This window comes from Bacillus sp. S14(2024) (assembly GCF_050473785.1).
Taxonomy (GTDB): domain Bacteria; phylum Bacillota; class Bacilli; order Bacillales; family Bacillaceae_G; genus Bacillus_A; species Bacillus_A yunxiaonensis.
The window spans coordinates 4,406,287-4,426,673 of record NZ_JBFLUP010000006.1 but is presented as its reverse complement, the minus strand read 5'-3'; the positions used below and the strand labels follow the sequence as shown (position 1 = coordinate 4,426,673).

Below are 20,387 nucleotides of genomic sequence, written 5' to 3'. Positions count from 1 at the left end.
TGGTTTTCATTCTATGTTTAGTTGAAAATGTATAAAATAATTATCTTTTTATTTTTTTCAGATTACACAAAAAATACGCTTTATAATAGAAAATGTGTGTGATAGATTAATAAAAAGAGAAGTATATTTTACATAAAAATCCATAATAGGAATAGTAATGTATGTACCTATTATAAATGTCAGCTAACAAGGGGGAGAACAATGAGGAGAAGAAATACGCAAGCGTTCACATTTTTAGCATGGACTTCTTTTGTTTGTGCACTTTCTGGAATGCTCATAGGGATTTACACATTAGATGAACCACTCAGTGTAAAAGGATACTACTTAATAGGTACATTATTTCTAACAATGTCATGTTTTGTACTGCAAAAAACAATTCGTGATAATGAGGAAGATAATGCAAACAACATCCATAATGAGCCAGTTTCAAAAAAAGAAACAATTGAGAAGTAAGAATGAACTCTGTTTAATGGAATTTTATATATTAAATTGATAAGGGAGGCAGAAGCCTTTCTTTTTTTATGTAAAAATCCTGTAAGTACCGTGTGTTGACTTGCTTGAACTACTGAAAATTTGGTATCATCAATAGTATTGTAGATTGTACGATATATTATGGAGGTGGCCTAGCCGTGTCAAGAATTTCCGTTGAGAATGTAAAGCATGTTGCGCATTTAGCACGTCTTGCAATTACAGATCAAGAAGCAGAAAAATTTCAAAAACAACTCGATGCAATTGTTACATTTGCTGAGCAGTTAAATGAATTAGATACAACAAACGTAAAACCAACAACTCACGTACTAGATATGAAGAATATTATGCGTGAAGATGTACCTGAAAAAGGTTTACCAGTTGAAGAAGTATTAAAAAATGCACCGGATCACAAAGATAATCAAATCCGTGTTCCAGCAGTTTTAGAATAGAGGAGGGGAATTTCGATGTCATTATTTGATCATTCTGTATCAGAGTTACATAAGAAATTACAAAGCAAAGAAATTTCCGTTACGGATTTAGTAGACGAATCTTACAAACGTATTGCGGATGTTGAAGATAACGTAAAAGCTTTTCTTACATTAGATGAAGAAAATGCACGTGCAAAAGCGAAAGAATTAGATGCGAAATTAGGCGCTGAAGATAACGGTTTACTATTTGGTATGCCAATTGGTGTAAAAGATAACATTGTAACAAAAGGTCTTCGTACAACTTGTGCGAGTAAAATATTAGCAAACTTTGATCCAATTTACGATGCAACAGTTGTGCAAAAGCTAAACGCTGCTGACACAATTACAATCGGTAAATTAAACATGGACGAGTTTGCAATGGGTTCTTCTAATGAAAACTCTGGTTTTTATGCGACAAAGAACCCATGGAATTTAGACTACGTTCCAGGCGGATCTAGCGGTGGTTCTGCAGCAGCAGTAGCGGCAGGAGAAGTATTATTCTCTTTAGGTTCTGATACGGGTGGTTCTATCCGTCAACCAGCTGCATATTGCGGCGTTGTTGGTTTAAAACCAACATATGGTCGTGTATCTCGCTTCGGTTTAGTTGCGTTTGCATCTTCACTTGACCAAATTGGACCGATTACACGTACAGTAGAAGACAATGCATACTTACTGCAAGCTATTTCAGGTGTTGACCGCATGGATACAACTTCTGCAAGCATTGAAGTTGGTAACTACTTAGCTGGTTTAACAGGCGATGTAAAAGGCTTACGTATTGCTGTACCAAAAGAATATTTAGGTGAAGGTGTTGGCGAAGAGGCTCGTGAGTCTGTACTAGCTGCTTTAAAAGTGTTAGAAGGCATGGGCGCAACTTGGGAAGAAGTGTCACTTCCACACTCTAAATATGCATTAGCAGCATACTATTTAATTTCTTCTTCTGAAGCGTCTGCTAACCTTTCACGTTTTGATGGCGTACGTTACGGCGTTCGTTCTGATAATGTGAATAACTTAATGGATCTTTATAAGAATACACGCAGCGAAGGCTTCGGTGACGAAGTAAAACGTCGTATTATGCTTGGTACATTTGCACTTAGCTCTGGTTACTATGATGCATATTACAAAAAAGCACAACAAGTACGTACATTAATTAAAAATGACTTTGAAAATGTATTTGCAAACTATGACGTTATTATTGGGCCAACAACGCCAACTCCAGCGTTTAAAGTGGGCGAAAAAATCGATGATCCAATGACAATGTATGCAAACGACATTTTAACAATTCCAGTAAACTTAGCAGGTGTTCCAGCAATTTCTGTTCCATGTGGATTCGGCGCGAACAACATGCCTCTTGGACTGCAAATTATTGGTAAACACTTCGATGAAGCAACAATTTATCGCGTTGCACATGCGTTCGAGCAAGCAACAGATTATCATACAAAAAAAGCAAGTCTGTAAGGAGGCGAGCATAGATGAATTTTGAAACAATTATCGGTTTAGAGGTTCACGTTGAGTTAAAAACAAATTCGAAAATTTTCTCTGCGAGTCCAACAGAATTCGGAGCTGATCCAAATACACAAACAAGTGTAATTGACTTAGGATATCCTGGGGTGCTTCCAACTCTAAATAAAGAAGCAGTTAACTTTGCAATGAAAGCTGCAATGGCATTAAACTGTGAAATCGCAACAGAAACAAAATTTGACCGTAAAAACTATTTCTATCCAGATAACCCGAAGGCTTATCAAATCTCTCAATTTGATAAACCAATTGGGGAAAATGGTTGGATTGAAATCGAAGTAGACGGCAAAAAGAAACGTATCGGTATTACACGTCTTCATTTAGAAGAAGATGCTGGTAAATCAACACATACTGGCGAAGGTTACTCATTAGTAGACTACAATCGCCAAGGTATGCCGTTAATCGAAATTGTATCTGAGCCAGATATGCGTACACCAGAAGAAGCGTATGCATATTTAGAAAAGCTAAAATCAATCATTCAATATACAGGCGTATCTGATTGTAAGATGGAAGAAGGTTCTCTTCGCTGTGATGCAAACATTTCGCTTCGTCCAGTTGGACAAGAAAAATTCGGTACAAAAGCAGAACTGAAAAACTTAAACTCTTTCACTTACGTACAAAAAGGTCTTGAGTTTGAACAGGCACGTCAAGAAAAAGAACTATTATCTGGTGGTATCATCCAACAAGAAACACGTCGTTATGATGAAGCAACGAAGAAAACAATCTTAATGCGTGTAAAAGAAGGATCTGACGATTACCGTTACTTCCCAGAGCCAGATTTAGTTGAACTTTACATCGATGATGAGTGGAAAGAGCGCGTACGTGCTTCTATTCCTGAACTTCCAGATGCTCGTAAAGTACGTTATGTTGAAGGGCTTGGCTTACCAGCTTATGATGCACACGTATTAACATTAACGAAAGAGATGTCTGATTTCTTCGAAGCAACAGTTGCAGATGGTGCAGACGCGAAATTAACATCAAACTGGTTAATGGGTGAAGTACTAGCATACTTAAACAAACAACAAAAAGAATTAAAAGACGTAGCGTTAACACCAGCTGGTTTGTCTAAAATGATCCAATTAATTGAAAAAGGCACAATTTCGTCTAAAATTGCGAAAAAAGTATTTAACGAGTTAATTGAAAAAGGCGGAGACCCAGAAGAGATCGTAAAAGCAAAAGGTCTTGTTCAAATTTCTGACGAAGGAGCGCTTCGTCAGATCGTAACAGAGATTCTTGATAATAACGAACAATCTATTGAAGACTTCAAAAACGGTAAAGACCGTGCAATTGGTTTCTTAGTTGGTCAAATTATGAAAGCAACAAAAGGACAGGCAAATCCACCGCTTGTTAATAAAATCTTACTTGAAGAGATTAATAAACGATAAGCTGGAAAACAACAAAGATTAAACAGAAAAACACCCAAATATGGGTGTTTTTCTGAGTTAATCAAACGTTTGTTTAAATAATATTTCGTTTAAACAAACGTTTGATTAACTGACAAATATAAGGAAAATGCCTTCCATTAAGTATGGTATGATAGTTGCAAAAAGGTTGTAATAATGATAAATCTAAATCTAGAGGTAATTTTTTCATGATATGATATGAAATAAATGTTGATTTAGTGTTAACAATGAAATTATATGCTTTGTCAGGTTTAAGGAAGTATATGTAGAATTGAGAGGAGGGTATGCATAGGAATGCTAAGCAAATGCTTGGCGGCTATTCCTTTCCCTTTTTGATGAATGAGGGTTTTCCTGTGCTAATGTTATATGAAACGTGCAAGAATTATTTATAATCCAACTTCTGGTCGCGAGTTATTTAAGAAGAACTTACCAGAAGTACTACAAAAATTAGAGAAAGCAGGGTATGAAACGTCATGTCATGCGACGACAGGCCCTGGAGATGCGACTGTGGCAGCGAGGCAAGCGGCAGAGCGAAAGTTTGATGTTGTTATTGCAGCAGGCGGCGATGGTACGTTAAATGAAGTTGTGAATGGTTTAGTTGGAAATGAACACCTTCCCAAGTTTGGGATTATTCCAGTTGGAACGACAAATGACTTTGCCAGAGCGATTGGTGTACCGCGTTCAATCGAAGAAGCTACCGATATCATTTGTGCTGGTCAAACGGTACCTCTCGATCTTGGAAGAGCAAATGATACATACTTTATTAATATTGCTGGCGGTGGCCGCATAACCGAATTAACATATGAAGTACCAAGTAAGTTAAAAACAGTACTTGGACAACTTGCGTATTATTTAAAAGGTATTGAAATGTTACCATCCTTACATCCGACATATGTAGAAATTGAATATGATGGAAAATTATTGCAAGAAGAAATTACAATGTTTTTGATTACAAATACACGATCAGTCGGCGGCTTTGAAAAAGTAGCACCGTATGCCTCTATTAATGATGGTTTGTTTGATTTGTTAATATTAAAAAAAGGATCGATTGCGGATTTAATTAAAGCAGCTACACAAGCGCAGCGCGGTGAGCATATAAATAATCCGAAAGTATTATATACACAAGCGAATCGAATTAAAGTGCATTCAACAGAAAAATTAATGATTAATTTAGATGGTGAATACGGCGGGGATGCACCGATGGAGTTTGAAAATGTGTATCACTGTTTGGAATTATTTATTCCAGAACAAAAAGAAACTACCTTGTAAAAGGTAGTTTTTTGTAAAGAGTGTAAATTGGTGTTTTGTTGTTTCTTTATTGTATCTTTACAATTCCTTCATAGTTCATATATATTCCCTTGTTACAATAAAGGTGAGTAACAAAGGGGAGGTAGGAGGTTATGGGGGAAATGAAAGCAATTTTATTTGATAAAGATGGTACATTAATGGATTTTCATTCCATTTGGGTAAAAGTTGCAGAAGAAGTTGTTGCAGAGCTAATCCGAACATATAAACTACCTACAACGTTACAAACAACGTTGCTGCAAGAGATTGGCGTAGAAGAAATGTTTGTGAATCCGCATAGTGTATTGGCTGCGGGAACAAGTATGGATTTAGCATATATTTTTTGTAAGCATGTCCCATCAATTTCTGTAGCTGAAATGCGAGAATGGATAAGTGAAAAGTTATTTTCCTTTATGTATAAGCAGCGTTCGCATATGAAAATGACAGCGGATTTACCAAAGTTACTAACAAAATTAAAGGAACAAGGGTATATTCTCGGTGTTGTCACAGCAGATGATTATGAACCTACGCAGTTATTTCTACAGCAATATCAATTACAATCGTTTTTCGAATTTATTGTAACGTCAGATACATTTCCAGCGCAAAAACCAAATAAACAAATTGTAGACGTATTTTGTGAGCAGTTTCAACTGCATCCTTCTGAAGTTGTGATTGTAGGAGATACACCAACAGATATGTATTTGGCTCAAAATAGCGGAGCGGGTTATGCGATTGGTGTTCTTTCAGGAACAGGCGATAAGGAAACGTTAGATCCATTATCTGATATATTGTTGCCATCTGTAGGAGAGCTAATTTCTGATTCTGGTAAGCTAGTATGGAATGAAACGGAAAAATTCATGGTAAATAGATAGAAATCTTTTGGATAAGTCTACAAAGACTCGTTTTGAGTCTTTGTAGACTTATTTTTTATGTCAAAATCTATAGAAATATAGGAGTACAGTGTGTTTTAAAGTTGGCATACATTTTGCATTATAAAAAGCAAATCACTAAAAGAGGTGGAATATACAATGAAAACAAATTTTGCTAAAGTTAATCAAACTATTCCGGGTTCAAAAGCAGCTTCATTATTTGAACGCCGCCAAAATATCGTACCAAGAGGAGTAAGTAATGGAATTCAAACATTTGTACAATCGGCTCATGGGGCGCTTGTTACAGATGTGGATGGAAATCAATTTATCGACTTTGCTGGGGCAATCGGTACAATCAACGTCGGACATTGTCACCCGACTGTTACAGAGGCTCTTCATAAGCAAATCGATCAATATATCCATACCGGTTTTAACGTAATGATGTATGAGTCGTATATTGAATTAGCAGAAAAACTAGCTGCGTTAGCACCAGGTGCTTTTGATAAACAGGTATTGTTTTTAAACAGTGGAGCTGAAGCTGTTGAAAATGCAGTGAAAATTGCTCGTAAGTATACGAAGCGAACAGGAATTATTGCATTTTCAAAAGGGTTTCACGGCCGTACATTAATGACGATGACAATGACAAGTAAAGTAAAGCCGTATAAGGATGGATTCGGTCCGTTTGCACCAGAGGTTTATAAAGCTCCATTCCCTTACGAATATCGCCGTCCAGCTGGATTAACAGAAGAACAATATGAAGATTTTATCATTGAAGAGTTTAAAAACTTTTTAATTACAGAGGTTGCGCCGGAAAGTATTGCAGCTGTTGTGATGGAGCCTGTACAAGGAGAAGGCGGCTTTATCGTTCCTGGTAAAAAGTTTGTGAAAGAAGTACATCGTTTATGTGCTGAACACGGCATTTTGTTTGTTGCTGATGAAATTCAAACAGGATTTGGCCGTACGGGTAAATATTTTGCTATTGACCATTATGATGTAGTACCAGATTTAATTACTGTGTCTAAATCACTAGGAGCAGGTGTACCAATCAGTGGTGTAATTGGCCGAAAAGAAGTAATGAATGAGGCTGCACCTGGTGAATTAGGCGGAACGTATGCTGGAAGTCCATTAGGATGCAGTGCTGCATTAGCTGTTCTTGAAGTAATGGAGAAGGAAAATTTAAATGAACGTGCTGTGCGTATTGGAAAAGTAGTAATGGATCGTTTCCATCAAATGGCTGAAAAATATGAATGCATTGGTGATGTTCGCGGATTAGGAGCAATGTGTGCCTTTGAATTAGTAAAAGATAAAGTAACGAAAGAGCCAGATAAAGCGTTAGCTGCAAGTCTTACTGCAGAAGCAAATAAGAGAGGTTTATTGCTATTAACGGCAGGGGCATATGGAAATGTCGTTCGCGTTTTAATGCCGCTTGTTATTACAGATGAGCAACTTGAAGAAGGGCTTATGATTCTTGAAGAATCACTTCAATCTTGTTATGGAAAAGTAGATAAAGCACACGTATAAGTCAGAAGTGTATTGAAATCCCTGTAAAATATTCATTTTAAAAACTTGTTTGCGGCTGTTCCAGCGCTCCCTGTTATATAATAATGACAAAGTATTATATATAAATTGGACGTATCTGAATATCTATTTAAACTTCAGGGAGTGACTGGAATGGTGGCGGAAAAGGAACGAGTATTTATGGATTTAAAAGATGTATTTGAACATGCATTTGATGAGATTTTTGTAACAGATGAGAAAGGTATTGTAGTTCGTGTCAACAGCATGTGCGAAAGGCATTACCAGTTACCAGCGGAAAATTTGATTGGTAAGAGTGTAAAAGAGTTACAAAAGGATGGGATTTTCTATCCGTCGGCAACACTTGAAGTCATCGAAAAAGGGAAGCCGATTGAATTAGTGCAGACAACAAAGTCAGGGGAATATTTACATGTTCGAACACGTCCGGTTTTCGATGATCACGGTAATTTAAGAAGGGTCATTAGCTACTCGCGCGATTTAACAGAGCTCTATCAATTGCGAAAAAAGGTAGAGACAATGACGGATCAATTAAAAACGTATAAAAAAGAATTACGAGAAACATATGAGCATGAAGGGCTTATTTTTAAAAGTGCAGCTATGCAGAGGATAGTTGAAACGATCAAAAAAGTATCTGTAGTAGATAGCACGGTTCTTGTTTTAGGAGAAACAGGAGTTGGAAAAAGTAGATTAGTACGCCATTTACATGAACTTAGCCATCGTAAAAATGAAATGTTTTATGAAATCAATTGCGCAGCCTTGCCAACAAATTTAATTGAATCTGAACTGTTTGGATATGCCAGTGGTTCTTTTACAGGTGCACATCGCGAAGGGAAAAAAGGGATTTTAGAACTGGCTCATAAAGGAACGCTCTTTTTAGATGAAATTGGAGAAATGCCTCTTGAAATTCAAGCAAAGCTGTTACAAGTATTACAGGAAAAAACATTTCGCCCAGTAGGAGGCAGAGAATTAAAAAAAGTAGATGTGCGCATTGTGGCTGCAACGAATAGAAATTTGAAAGAAATGGTGAAACAGGGGACGTTTCGAAAGGATTTATATTACCGCCTGAATGTGATTCCGATTTATATTCCTCCTTTACGTGAGAGACAAGAAGATATTTTACCACTAGTCTATTATTATCTGCAGCATTTTAATGAGAAGTATGGGCGTAATGTGAAGCTATCTCCGTATGTATTACAAGCATTTTTAGAATATCCTTGGGAAGGAAATAACCGAGAAATAGAAAATGTAATGGAACGTGTTGTTATTACTACGGATGAGCTCGTTACAATGGAAGACTTACCATTATCTATGCAAAATTCTACGATTGAACAATCCGGAAAAAGTTTGTATGAAATGTTAGAGGAAGTAGAGCGCAATATTATTTTAAAAGCGTATAAAGCACATCAATCAAGCTACAAAGTAGCAGAGACTTTAAAAATTAGTCAGTCCGCAGCAACTAGAAAAATTAAAAAGTTTATTGGAGAAGAACTTCTCATTGAGGGAGAAGAAGGGATTTAAAAAAGTACCATTGCATTTGGATGTTTCTTTCGTGATTGGTACAGTAAATATAAAGGAGGATGAAAAGGTTGGATAAAAAAACAATGGCTATCAATTTAGATAAGAAAGCGATGTATATTAATGGGGAATTCGTTCATTTACATGAACAAATTGAAATTAACAATCCGGCTACACAAGAAGTATTTGCTACTGTTCCAAAAGGAGGAGTAACGGAAGCAAAGCAAGCGGTAGATGCTGCACATGAAGCATTTAAGACTTGGTCAAAGCTAACGGCAGCTGAGCGTGCGAACAAATTGAAAAAGTGGTTCACATTAATTGATGATCATAAAGAAGAAATTGCAGCTATTATGACAAAGGAACAAGGAAAACCATTCGCAGAAGCGCTTGGTGAAGTAAACTATGCGAATAGCTTTTTAGAATGGTATGCAGAAGAAGGGAAGCGTGTATATGGTCAAATGATTCCTGCTTCTCATCCTAATAAGCGCATCCTTGTATCGAAACAACCTATTGGGGTAATTGCAGCAATTACGCCATGGAACTTTCCAGCAGCTATGATTACAAGAAAAGTGGGGCCAGCATTAGCAGCGGGATGTACGGCGGTCGTGAAGCCGGCGAGCCAAACGCCATTAACAGCATTAAAACTAGCTGAGCTTGCACATGAAGCAGAAATTCCAAAAGGTGTCTTAAATATCGTAACAGGAAGTGCGAAAGCTATTGCTGATACATGGATGAATGATGGACGTGTGAGAAAAGTATCCTTTACTGGATCAACGGAAATTGGAAAAGAATTGATGCGCGGTGCAGCTGAAACAGTGAAAAAAGTTTCATTAGAATTAGGTGGTCATGCACCGTTTATTGTAATGAATGATGCAGATTTAGATAAGGCTGTAGAAGCAGTAATCGGCTCAAAATTCCGTAATGCTGGTCAAACGTGCATTTGTACGAATCGAGTTTTTGTTCAAGAAGATGTGTATGAAAAATTCGTAGAGAAGTTCCAAACAGCTGTAGGAGAACTAAAAGTAGGTGACGGTTTTGCTGCAGGTACGACTGTCGGACCGCTTATTGATGAGTCAGCTGTTGAAAAAGTGCAAGAACATATAGAAGATGCGATTCAAAAGGGTGGAAAGGTACTTAATGGCGGACAAAAGATCACAGAATTAAACGGCCATTTTGTTCAACCAACTGTAATCGGCGAAGCAAATGATGATATGTTATGTATGACAGAAGAAACATTTGGACCACTGGCACCTGTTGCGAAATTTAAAACGGCTGAAGAAGTAATTGAGCGTGCAAATAACACGCCATATGGCTTAGCGGCATATATCTTTACAACAAATATTAGCCAAGCCTTCCAAATTAGCGAAGCATTGGAATACGGAATTATTGGCTTAAATGATGGTCTTCCATCTGTTGCACAAGCTCCATTTGGCGGATTTAAAGAAAGTGGTATTGGCCGTGAAGGCGGTCACTTTGGAATTGAAGAGTATTTAGAAATTAAATATATTTCATTAGGATTATAAAAGAGAATCGCATCAACGAAACCGTTGATGCGATTTTTTTAGTACGCTTATTAGAATGCCCAGTTTCCTTTACGGAAGAGTGGTTCATGTGTACCATCTGCTGTAATACCATCAATATCAAGTTCCGCAGAACCGATCATAAAGTCTACGTGTGTAATACTAGAGTTTGCACCGTTTTCTGTAAATTCTTCTTTAGACATTGTTTTACCGCCGTCTAAGTTAAATGCATAGGCATTACCAATTGCTAAATGACAAGATGCATTTTCGTCAAATAGCGTATTGTAGAATAAAATATTTGTATTCGAAATAGGTGAGTCGTGAGGTACTAATGCAACTTCTCCTAAGAAGTGAGAACCTTCATCTGTTTCGATTAAATGTTTTAATGTTTCTTCGCCAGCTTCAGCTTTGAAGTCTACGATGCGGCCGTTTTCAAATGTAAGCGTAAAGTTATCAATAACATTTCCTGCATAAACTAATGGTTTTTTACTTGTTACATAGCCGTTTACGCCTGTTTTTAATGGCATTGTAAATACTTCTTCTGTTGGAATGTTTGCCATGAATGGTACATTTTTTTCGTTAATGCTGCCAGCACCTACCCATAAATGCTTTTCAGGAAGTTCGATTGTTAAATCTGTTCCTGGTCCTTTATAGTACAGCGCTTTATAGTGTTTGTCGTTTAAATAGTCTACTTTCGTATGTAAGTTACTATTATGCTTGTTCCAAGCTTGAACAGGATTTTCTAAATTAGCACGAGTTGCTTGGAAAATTGCATCCCATAATTTTGCTACTTGTTCTTCTTCCGGTACATCAGGGAACACTTTTGCTGCCCATTCTGTTGTTGGAACAGAAATAACGCACCAGCTTACTTTATCAGCCATCATATATTCGCGAACTGCTTTCATTGCTTCTCCAGCTGCTTTATTTGCGCTAGCAATGCGCTTTGGGTCTACACCTTTTAATAAATCAGGGTTTTCCGCATAAATGGATAAAAATGCTGCTCCTTCTTTTGCTAGTTCTTCACGTGCACGCGCTTTCCATGCAGGAAATTCAGAAAATGCTTCTTCTGGTGCTAAGTCGAATTTTAAGCGTGTTAAATTTTCATCAACCCAATCGACATACACATGCTTTGCACCTGATTCATAAGCTTTCTTTGTAACAAGACGAACAAATGGAGCAGCTTCAATTGGCGCGCCAATATTTAATGTTTGTCCTGGTTGAATATTTACTCCGACATTTACAGCTAACGCAGCATATTTTTCTAACGTTTGTTCAAATGACATATATATTCTCCTTTGCGTAAATAGTTCTTATGTACATAATACAGGAAAATTCTGAAAATATAAATAGAACCCGATTGGAATCGGGTTCTATTTCTTATTTAATTGCCAGCGCAAACTGTTCCACTGTTGTTGAGTTATGAATGCGGACGCGTTTTATACGTAACAATTCATCTGGCTCACTTTTTTCAATAAATTGACCGGGTTTTGTTGTTGTTGCAAATTGGTAATATTTTTTTGTTTCAGCAACAACGCGGTCATTTACATGGCCAAATGGATAAGCGATAGCGATAACAGGTTTTCCAGTAATCTTTTCGAGTTTTTCCTTTGAACCTTTTAGCTCTTCCTCATAGTTTGTAATTTTCGGCAAATCCGCATGTGTTTCTGTATGAGACTGAACAGAGAAAATGCCGGAATCTATCATTTCTTTTATATCTGCTTTAGATAGTGAGCCGTCTGTATCGATGGAATTGACAATTGCATATTCTGTCGCGGTTGGCTTGAACTTATCATCTTTCAGCTTTTGTAAAATATGAAAGGCATTCAAATTATTTTTCATACCATCATCAAATGTAACAAAAATCGGTTTGTTGACTTTGTTAATGTCGCCCCAGCGTTCAAAGGTTAACAATGTGTAGCCATTGTCTTTTAAATATTGCATTTGCGCTTCAAAGTTGGCAGGGGATACAAACAGATCTTTCAGGCCATAGCCTTCTTTATAATCATCAATCGCATGATACATTAGAACTGGAGCGTATTGCTGGAATACAATTGCCGATTTTGTGAGTGGAATGGTTTTTCCATCTTCTTTTACACCATTTGCTTCAATTTGATACTCACCGCGTTTTTCTTCAAATTCTTTTAGATCAAACGGTAAAGAAAAAGAGTTCTCTTTTTCTTTAGAAGAAAATGTTTTTGCACTCTCTTTTCCGTCAGCAGTGCGCCAAATTTTATATTGTACTTCTGTAATTGGAGTTGTTACATCTTTCGTATATAAAACTGTATTTTTTGATTCGTATGTAATTGGATTCCAAGAAATAGTTCCTTGTGGCTGCACTTTCTCTTCTGTTTTCTTTTTTGTTTGCTGTGCAGCAGCTTGAACTTCTTTCTTTGGATCTTGTTGAGGTGCATGACTACAACCAGAGATGAACAGCGTAGACAATAATATAGTTGAAATATATTTTTTCATCGTGTAAGCATCCTTTAATCAAAATGTATAAAAAGAGCGTTTTTTTTCAATGCAACAGTTTTTAAATAGTTAGTTGCGTTCCCTTACCAATGATGCAAACTCTGCCATTGATGTTTTAGGTCCGACAAAATGTCGTTTAATTAAATATTGTTCGTTTGGTTCACCTTTTGTAATATAATTTCCATGATTCGTTGTCACTGCGAACTCATAATATTTTTTCGTTTCTGCAATTGTTTGATCATTATAAGAGCCTACAGGGTAAGCAAGAGCAATTACTTTTTTACCCGTAATACTTTCAATTTTTTCTTTTGATCCATGTAATTCTTCATCGTAATTACTTGCATAAGCCAGCATAGTATGATTGGCTGTGTGCGATTGTATAGAGAAGATACCGGAGTTTAGCATTTGTTTAATATCATCTGTTGATAGACGGTTTGGCGTATCGATTGTATTCGAAACAAGAAACTCTGTCGCTGCTGGTTGAAATCTGTCATCTTTTAAATTTTGTAAAATATGAAGGGCATTCATATTATTTTTTCGCCCGTCATCAAATGTTACAAAGACAGGCTTATTGACGCGGTTAATATCGCCCCAACGTTCAAACGTCAGCATTGTATACCCATTATCTTTTAAATATTTCATATGTGTTTCGAATTGCTCTGGGGGCACATATAAACCTAACTCACCATCACCTGGTCCTGAATATTTTTCAATTGCATGATACATTAGAAATGGTACAGATTGTTGAAAGGTAATTGTGGATTTAGCAAGAGGTACTTGTGTGCCGTCTTCTTTTACTCCTGTTGTTTCAATTTGATATTCCCCGCGTTTCAAATTGAAGGCTTTTAAGTGGAATGGCAAAGAAAAGTTACGTTCTTTTTCTTGAGATGAAAAGGTTTGTTTGCTTTCAGGGCCATCAGCAGTGCGCCAAACATGGTATTGTACTTGTTTAAACGCATCTCGTAAATTAGTCACATAGAGCACAGTATTTTTTGCATCAGGTGCAAAGGACTCCCATGTTATGTTTCCTTGCGTTAAGGGAACAGTTACTGTTTTTGCTTCAACTTTTTTCGGTTCTACTTTTTTCTCGGCAGTTGCATCTTTTTTCTGTTTATCACCAGTTACACTAGTGTTGCAACCTGTGAGAATGGTAGAAGAAAGTAAAGCAATTAGTACATATTTCTTCATTATATCCATCCTTCTATTGTGTATTATACCCTTGTTAATCATATCACTCTCAAATATAGAGGGAAATATCCTTTTTTGGTTAATTACGACAAAAATACTGTATTTTCTTAGCTTATGAGCAACATGTAAAATTTGTGTGAAGAAAACAAAAAGAAACTCCCTATTTTAAATTAGGGAGTTCCTTGTATAGTTAAATGAATAATCCTGCGATTGTTGCAGATAAAATAGAAGCTAGTGTCGAAGCAAAAAGGAGCTTCCATCCAAAGCGTGATACAATGCGCCCTTGTTTTTCAGATAGGGCACGAATTGTACCGACAATTGCACCGATTTGACTAATGCTTGCAAAGCTGATTAAGAAGACTGTAACAATCCCAACTGTGCGCGGAGATAATGTAGTTATGATTTTCTTTAAATCTAGAATAGCAACGAATTCGTTTAATGCAATTTTTGTCCCCATAATACCGCCGGCAGAAATCACATCGTGTGCTGGAATTCCCATTAAGAATGCAAACGGTGAAAGAATGTAACCGAAAATTTGTTGTAGTGTAATTTTATGACCAAGTGCGCCTGATGCGTAAGAAATTAAGAAGTTTACAACTTCCATTACACCAATAAATGCAATCATTAATGCTGCAACAATTCCGGCTACTTTTAAACCGTCTAATGCACCGTTAATCAGCGCGTCGATTAAGCTGTTGCCAAAAAGATTTTTATCGAACTTTTGCAGTTTTTCATCTTCTTGCGCCGTATCAACTGGTGTTAATAGTGAACAAACAATGAGACTAGAGAATAAGTTCAGCGGCAGGGCCACTAATACGTATTTTGTATCTAACATCATCACATAAGATGCTGTGACAGAAGCGGATACAGAGCTCATTGCTGAACAGCAAATGATAAACATACGATTCGCATTAAAATGCTGCAGGTCATTTTTAATAACGAGTAACGCTTCACTTGATCCAAAGAAGACAGAGTTTACAGCGTGGAACGATTCCACACGCGGCAAACCTGTAATTTTCGAAATTGCACCGCCAACAACACGAACAATGAAAGGTAAAACACCAAGATAACTAAAAATGGATAGTAGTGCTGAGAAAAAGACGATAATTAATAATACATTGAAGAAAAAGACAAAATCTTTGTGAATTCCGTTAAATAAAAAGTCTACACCCGTAGTACCAAGTTTAATCAATTTATTGAAGACTTTACCGATCCAAACAATAATTTGCTGACCAGTTTTTGTACCAAATACAAACCAACCAATTAAAATTTGGAAAACAAGCATAATAATAATAGCGCGGAAATTAACTTTTGCTCTGTTGTTAGATAAAGCAAAACAAATTCCTAATACGGCAAGAATGCCGATGATACTCATTACATAGTGCACAAAATTTTCTCCTTTCAGATGTTTAAATAAATAGAAGAGTAAACCTCAAAGGCTTCAAGTCATACGTATGATGTCTGACCTTTAAAAAAGGAATAAAAAAAAGACCCATACAGATCGACTTCCTTCTATGCGAGAAAGCTAATCAATATGAGTCTTTATATACATAAAAAAGCTAATATTCATTAGTTTTCCCCATAGTCCAGCAATTTCCGGTTGCCGGGTAGAGACTCTCGATCCATATCATCAAGTATATATGAGGTAACACCATCCGTATGCAATTAGTAGTAGCGTAACATTAGTAAAGAATTATCGTCAATAGATTTTTTCTTCCAATGGCTAAAGAGCGAGGGAATATGGTAAAATGTAACGCAGTGTTATGAAAAAAAGAGAGGTCGGAAAATGAGTAATAAAATGACGCCACCAGTTGAAAAAAACGAGTTTATAGATGTAGTGTTTGAAGATTTAACACATGATGGTGCCGGAGTTGCGAAAGTAGATGGCTATCCTATTTTCGTGAAAAACGGATTACCGGGTGAAGCAGCACAAATAAAAATCATTAAAGTGAAAAAGAACTTTGCTTTTGGGCGTTTAATGAAGCTTCATAAAGAAAGTCCATATCGCAAAGAGGCAGAATGCCCAGTATATAATCAGTGCGGTGGTTGTCAGCTTCAGCACTTAACATATGAAGGACAACTGCAAGCAAAAGAAAAACAAGTGCGTGACGTAATGCAGCGCATCGGTGGACTACATGATGTCCCTGTTCACCCTGTGCTTGGCATGGAAAATCCATGGGTATATCGAAACAAAGCACAAGTGCCAATTGGAGAACGTGAAGGCGGACTTGTAGCTGGTTTCTACCGCCAAGGGACGCATGACATCATTAATATGGAAACATGCTTAATTCAAGCAGAAGAAAACGATACATTAATTCAAGAAGTAAAACGCATTTGTGAGAAGCACGGCATTACGGCATACAACGAAGAACGTCATAAAGGGACACTTCGTCACGTAATGGCTCGCTACGGACAAGTAACAGGCGAAATCATGCTTGTCTTTATTACACGTACGGCAGAACTTCCAAACAAAAATGCAATCATTGAAGAAATTACAGCGGAGTTCCCAAACGTAAAATCGATCGTCCAAAACGTAAACAACAAACGCACGAACGTCATTTTCGGTGACACAACAACAGTCCTGTACGGATCAGAATATATTTATGATTTTATCGGCGATATTAAATTTGCCATTTCAGCACGTTCATTCTATCAAGTAAACCCAACGCAAACGAAAGTATTGTATGACAAAGCGCTGGAGTACGCAAAATTAGATGGAAACGAAACAGTTATCGACGCTTATTGCGGCATCGGAACAATTTCCTTATTCCTAGCGCAAAAAGCGAAAAAAGTATACGGCGTTGAAATCGTACCAGAAGCAATCGAAGACGCAAACCGAAATGCAGAACTAAACAACATGACAAATGTTGAATTTGGCGTAGGCGAAGCAGAAGTAGTCATTCCAAACTGGTACAAACAAGGCATCATCGCTGACACAATCGTAGTCGATCCACCACGTAAAGGCTGCGATGAAGCACTACTAAATACAATCATCGATATGAAGCCAAAGCGTGTTGTATACGTATCATGTAACCCAGCAACACTTGCTCGTGATTTGAAGGTTCTTGAAGAGGGCGGGTATAAGACGCAGGAAGTTCAACCTGTGGATATGTTCCCGCATACTACTCATGTGGAGTGTGTGGCTTGGCTTAAGTTGGTATAATAGAAAAGCAGTTGATATAGAAAAATCTATACCATCTGCTTTTTTGTTTATAAAAAATACCATTCAGGACCGATTTTAGTTAAAATAAATATTGCCGATTTTCACAAATTATAAGTGTACAAATGTACTTGTGTTTGATAATAAGTTATGAAGCATGATATAAGTGTAACATTTGGCTTTATATTTTTTGATCGAGAGTTTGAAGTTGTATTCATAGTGAGAGGATTTGAGTTTGAAATGATAGATAATTTTTGGCGTGATTTACCACGACCATTTTTTGTACTTGCACCAATGGAAGATGTGACAGATGTTGTTTTTCGTCACGTAGTAAGTGAAGCCGGTCGACCGGATGTATTTTTCACAGAGTTTACAAACTCGGATAGCTATTGTCATCCAGAGGGTATGAAAAGTGTGCGTGGCCGTTTGATTTTTACAGAAGATGAACAGCCAATAGTGGCACATATTTGGGGGGATAATCCCGAATATTTCCGTCAAATGAGTATTGGCATGGCGGAGCTAGGATTTAAAGGTATTGATATTAATATGGGCTGTCCTGTACCGAATGTGGCATCAAGAGGAAAAGGTAGTGGCCTTATTCTTCGTCCAGATGTTGCGGCAGAACTTATTCAAGCAGCAAAAGCGGGCGGACTGCCTGTCAGCGTGAAAACACGACTTGGCTTTAAGGAGGTAAATGAGTGGGAGGAGTGGCTAACGCATATTTTAAAACAGGATATTGCGAACCTTTCTATTCATTTACGTACAAGAGAAGAAATGAGCCAAGTAGATGCGCATTGGGAGCTAATTCCGGAAATCAAAAAATTACGTGACCGTATTGCACCAAATACGCTGCTAACAATCAATGGCGACATCCCTGACCGTCAAATCGGGCTGCAGCTTGCTGAAAAATATGGTATTGATGGCGTTATGATTGGGCGAGGTATTTTTAAAAATCCTTTTGCTTTTGAAAAAGAGCCGAGAGAGCATAGCAGTAAAGAACACCTTGATCTTTTAAGACTGCAGCTTGACCTTCAAGATCAATATGCGGAAGTACTACCACGTTCAATCACAGGGCTTCATCGCTTTTTTAAAATTTATGTCAAAGGATTCCATGGAGCTGCTGAATTAAGAAATCAATTGATGAGCACGAAATCAACAGATGAAGTGCGTGCATTGCTTGATAAATTTGAAAAGAGTGTTGATGAGGCTGGGGATAGTGAAACGGTGTAACTCTTAAAGAGTTAGATGGGAAATGAATTGCATCAATGTATGTGTAGTGTGTGATTTGGTTGAGTTTAAAATAAGCGTAGAGCTGAAAAAGAACAGTGTATTTGAGAAATCAAAGCACTGTTTTTTCTTTTAGTTAATGTTACGAGGGAAATCTTTTTATAGGCATACAACAAACACGTAAGAGATCTATAGATACAATGATAGAGAAAAGTTCGGGTAAGACTATAAAACCTACCTTTAAAATGTTAAAGTATTAATTTAGCGGATATTAACTAAAAGGTTATATTAAACATGATAGTTTAAAGCATGTTAGAGGATAGACTTTAACTTCTGTATAAATAATCAACATTTAGGAGGACTAACAATGGCAATGAGCAATAATGATATATTAAAAAGAGTAAGATATGCTATGGATATAAAAGATACAGATATGGTAGAGATATTTAAACTTGGTGGCATGGAAGTAACGAAAGAAGAAGTAGTTGATATGCTTACAAAAGTAAAGAAAAGTCCACAACATGAAGCTGAAAATGCTGATGTAGTCGAAGATGATTACGTATTAACATGCGATATGATGATGTTAGAGTCATTTTTAAATGGATTTATTACTTTAAAAAGAGGAAAGCAAGATCCGAAACCAGGGCAACCAGCTGGACAAGCAATGCCTTTACAGAGTAATGAGAGTGCCAATAACCTTCTTCTAAAGAAAATGAAAATAGCACTTTCATTAACGAGTGAAGATGTGCTTGATATATTAGACAGCGTAGGAGTTAAGGTGACAAAAGGAGAGTTAGGCGCTCTATTAAGAAAGAAAGGTCATAAGAATTACAAAGAGTGCGGCGATAGATACGCAAGGAATTTCGTAAAGGGATTAGCTGTAAAGTATAGAGGATAAGGAATAAGCGTTGTAACATTTATGTTGAAACAGTAAATGATATAATAGATAGAGTAGGACGTTTGTAGCCTACTCTTTTTTATTTGTAAAAATAACATGAACGAATACTTTAGGTGATGAAATGATACATACATATTTAGGTGAGACAATTAATTTTCATATAAATTATAAGAAGAAAAAATCTGTACGTATTTATGTAGATTCGTACGGAAATGTTGAAGTACAAGCTCCGAAAGGAACGCCTGTGGAATACTTAGTCCAATTGTTAGAGGAGAAATGGGATTGGATTCAGAAAACACGTAAGGAAATGCAGGAGAGAGTGCTTGGACCACAGGAAAAGGCTTATGATCAAGGAGAGGGCTTTCTATATTTAGGGAACACATATCCGATACAGATTTCTCAAGATGCAAGTATTGAGCAAGACAATGCAGTCTTTGAGGGGGGGAAGCTACATATTTATGTGAAAGAGCTAAAGGATGAGAAAATCCAACAAGCTTTAAAACGATTTTACTATAAGCAGTGTAAGGCATTAGTAGAGAAGAGTATTAAATCGTATCAAAGTAACTTTAAAACAAAACCACGGTCCATTCGTATTACAGATAGTAATCGTACGTGGGGCACTTGTGATTCAAATCTACAATTAACGTTTAATTGGAAGCTAGCAATGGCACCTCAGCAGGTGATCGACTATGTAGTCGTTCATGAAATGTGCCATATGGTCCATCTAAATCATGATCGATCCTTTTGGCGCCTTGTTGGGAAAATAATGCCTGATTATAAGGAAATGGAAAACTGGTTGGCATTATCAAGCTGGAAAATGACTGTTTAGCAGTGACATCGTTGGAGCGATTACTATTGCACTACA

The 20,387-nt window shown here is 37.0% G+C and carries 17 protein-coding genes and 1 riboswitch; of the genes, 13 read left to right on the top strand and 4 right to left on the bottom strand.

Annotation, left to right across the window (positions count from 1 at the left end; genetic code table 11):
* The first annotated feature begins 201 nt into the window (after positions 1 to 201).
* The 9 genes from AB1279_RS22340 to AB1279_RS22300 all read left to right on the top strand — a co-directional run bounded on the left by AB1279_RS22340 (position 202) and on the right by AB1279_RS22300 (position 10,583).
* Complete coding sequence (locus AB1279_RS22340; protein WP_429761031.1) at positions 202 to 453, top strand: YiaA/YiaB family inner membrane protein; 252 nt, start codon at positions 202 to 204, stop codon at positions 451 to 453.
* A 176-nt stretch (positions 454 to 629) separates the two neighbouring features.
* Complete coding sequence (gene gatC / locus AB1279_RS22335; protein WP_017154187.1) at positions 630 to 920, top strand: Asp-tRNA(Asn)/Glu-tRNA(Gln) amidotransferase subunit GatC; 291 nt, start codon at positions 630 to 632, stop codon at positions 918 to 920.
* Between the two features lie 15 nt (positions 921 to 935).
* On the top strand, positions 936 to 2,393 hold the full coding sequence (gene gatA / locus AB1279_RS22330) for an Asp-tRNA(Asn)/Glu-tRNA(Gln) amidotransferase subunit GatA (protein WP_429761030.1): 1,458 nt from the start codon (positions 936 to 938) through the stop codon (positions 2,391 to 2,393).
* 14 nt (positions 2,394 to 2,407) lie between these two features.
* Complete coding sequence (gene gatB / locus AB1279_RS22325) at positions 2,408 to 3,838, top strand: Asp-tRNA(Asn)/Glu-tRNA(Gln) amidotransferase subunit GatB (RefSeq protein ID WP_429761028.1); 1,431 nt, start codon at positions 2,408 to 2,410, stop codon at positions 3,836 to 3,838.
* Positions 3,839 to 4,222: 384 nt separating this feature from the next.
* Positions 4,223 to 5,125 (top strand): diacylglycerol kinase, encoded by a 903-nt coding sequence (locus tag AB1279_RS22320; protein ID WP_429752673.1) that lies wholly within the window; start codon positions 4,223 to 4,225, stop codon positions 5,123 to 5,125.
* Positions 5,126 to 5,256: 131 nt separating this feature from the next.
* On the top strand, positions 5,257 to 6,012 hold the full coding sequence (locus AB1279_RS22315; RefSeq protein WP_429761026.1) for an HAD family hydrolase: 756 nt from the start codon (positions 5,257 to 5,259) through the stop codon (positions 6,010 to 6,012).
* Between the two features lie 156 nt (positions 6,013 to 6,168).
* On the top strand, positions 6,169 to 7,530 hold the full coding sequence (gene gabT / locus AB1279_RS22310) for a 4-aminobutyrate--2-oxoglutarate transaminase (protein WP_429761024.1): 1,362 nt from the start codon (positions 6,169 to 6,171) through the stop codon (positions 7,528 to 7,530).
* Between the two features lie 150 nt (positions 7,531 to 7,680).
* Positions 7,681 to 9,063 carry a sigma-54 interaction domain-containing protein gene (locus tag AB1279_RS22305; protein WP_429761023.1) on the top strand — a complete coding sequence of 461 codons (1,383 nt, stop codon included), beginning with the start codon at positions 7,681 to 7,683 and terminating at the stop codon, positions 9,061 to 9,063.
* A gap of 110 nt (positions 9,064 to 9,173) precedes the next feature.
* A complete protein-coding gene (locus AB1279_RS22300) occupies positions 9,174 to 10,583 on the top strand; it encodes an NAD-dependent succinate-semialdehyde dehydrogenase (protein ID WP_429761542.1) in 1,410 nt (469 codons plus the stop codon).
* Between the two features lie 50 nt (positions 10,584 to 10,633).
* On the opposite strand, the gene AB1279_RS22295 is transcribed toward AB1279_RS22300, so the two are convergent.
* The 4 genes from AB1279_RS22295 to AB1279_RS22280 form a co-directional block, all read right to left on the bottom strand.
* The gene (locus AB1279_RS22295) at positions 10,634 to 11,863 is read right to left on the bottom strand and encodes an aminopeptidase (RefSeq protein ID WP_429761022.1); all 1,230 of its coding nucleotides are present in this window, start codon (positions 11,861 to 11,863) and stop codon (positions 10,634 to 10,636) included.
* Between the two features lie 94 nt (positions 11,864 to 11,957).
* On the bottom strand, positions 11,958 to 13,049 hold the full coding sequence (locus AB1279_RS22290; protein ID WP_429761021.1) for a polysaccharide deacetylase family protein: 1,092 nt from the start codon (positions 13,047 to 13,049) through the stop codon (positions 11,958 to 11,960).
* A 69-nt stretch (positions 13,050 to 13,118) separates the two neighbouring features.
* Positions 13,119 to 14,237: a polysaccharide deacetylase family protein gene (locus tag AB1279_RS22285; RefSeq protein ID WP_429761019.1), complete on the bottom strand. Its 1,119-nt coding sequence runs from the start codon at positions 14,235 to 14,237 to the stop codon at positions 13,119 to 13,121.
* Between the two features lie 190 nt (positions 14,238 to 14,427).
* Complete coding sequence (locus tag AB1279_RS22280; RefSeq protein WP_429752666.1) at positions 14,428 to 15,624, bottom strand: NupC/NupG family nucleoside CNT transporter; 1,197 nt, start codon at positions 15,622 to 15,624, stop codon at positions 14,428 to 14,430.
* Positions 15,625 to 15,799: 175 nt separating this feature from the next.
* Positions 15,800 to 15,901: riboswitch (purine riboswitch) on the bottom strand.
* 122 nt (positions 15,902 to 16,023) lie between these two features.
* Here AB1279_RS22280 and rlmD point away from each other — a divergent pair.
* From rlmD to AB1279_RS22260, 4 genes are all read left to right on the top strand, one after another.
* Positions 16,024 to 17,400 (top strand): 23S rRNA (uracil(1939)-C(5))-methyltransferase RlmD, encoded by a 1,377-nt coding sequence (gene rlmD / locus AB1279_RS22275; protein WP_429761017.1) that lies wholly within the window; start codon positions 16,024 to 16,026, stop codon positions 17,398 to 17,400.
* Between the two features lie 237 nt (positions 17,401 to 17,637).
* Positions 17,638 to 18,627, top strand: coding sequence for a tRNA dihydrouridine synthase (locus AB1279_RS22270; protein ID WP_429761540.1), 990 nt, complete (start codon positions 17,638 to 17,640; stop codon positions 18,625 to 18,627).
* Between the two features lie 364 nt (positions 18,628 to 18,991).
* Complete coding sequence (locus tag AB1279_RS22265; protein ID WP_429761016.1) at positions 18,992 to 19,522, top strand: DUF1456 family protein; 531 nt, start codon at positions 18,992 to 18,994, stop codon at positions 19,520 to 19,522.
* A gap of 121 nt (positions 19,523 to 19,643) precedes the next feature.
* The gene (locus AB1279_RS22260) at positions 19,644 to 20,351 is read left to right on the top strand and encodes a M48 family metallopeptidase (protein WP_429761015.1); all 708 of its coding nucleotides are present in this window, start codon (positions 19,644 to 19,646) and stop codon (positions 20,349 to 20,351) included.
* Positions 20,352 to 20,387 lie beyond the last annotated feature (36 nt).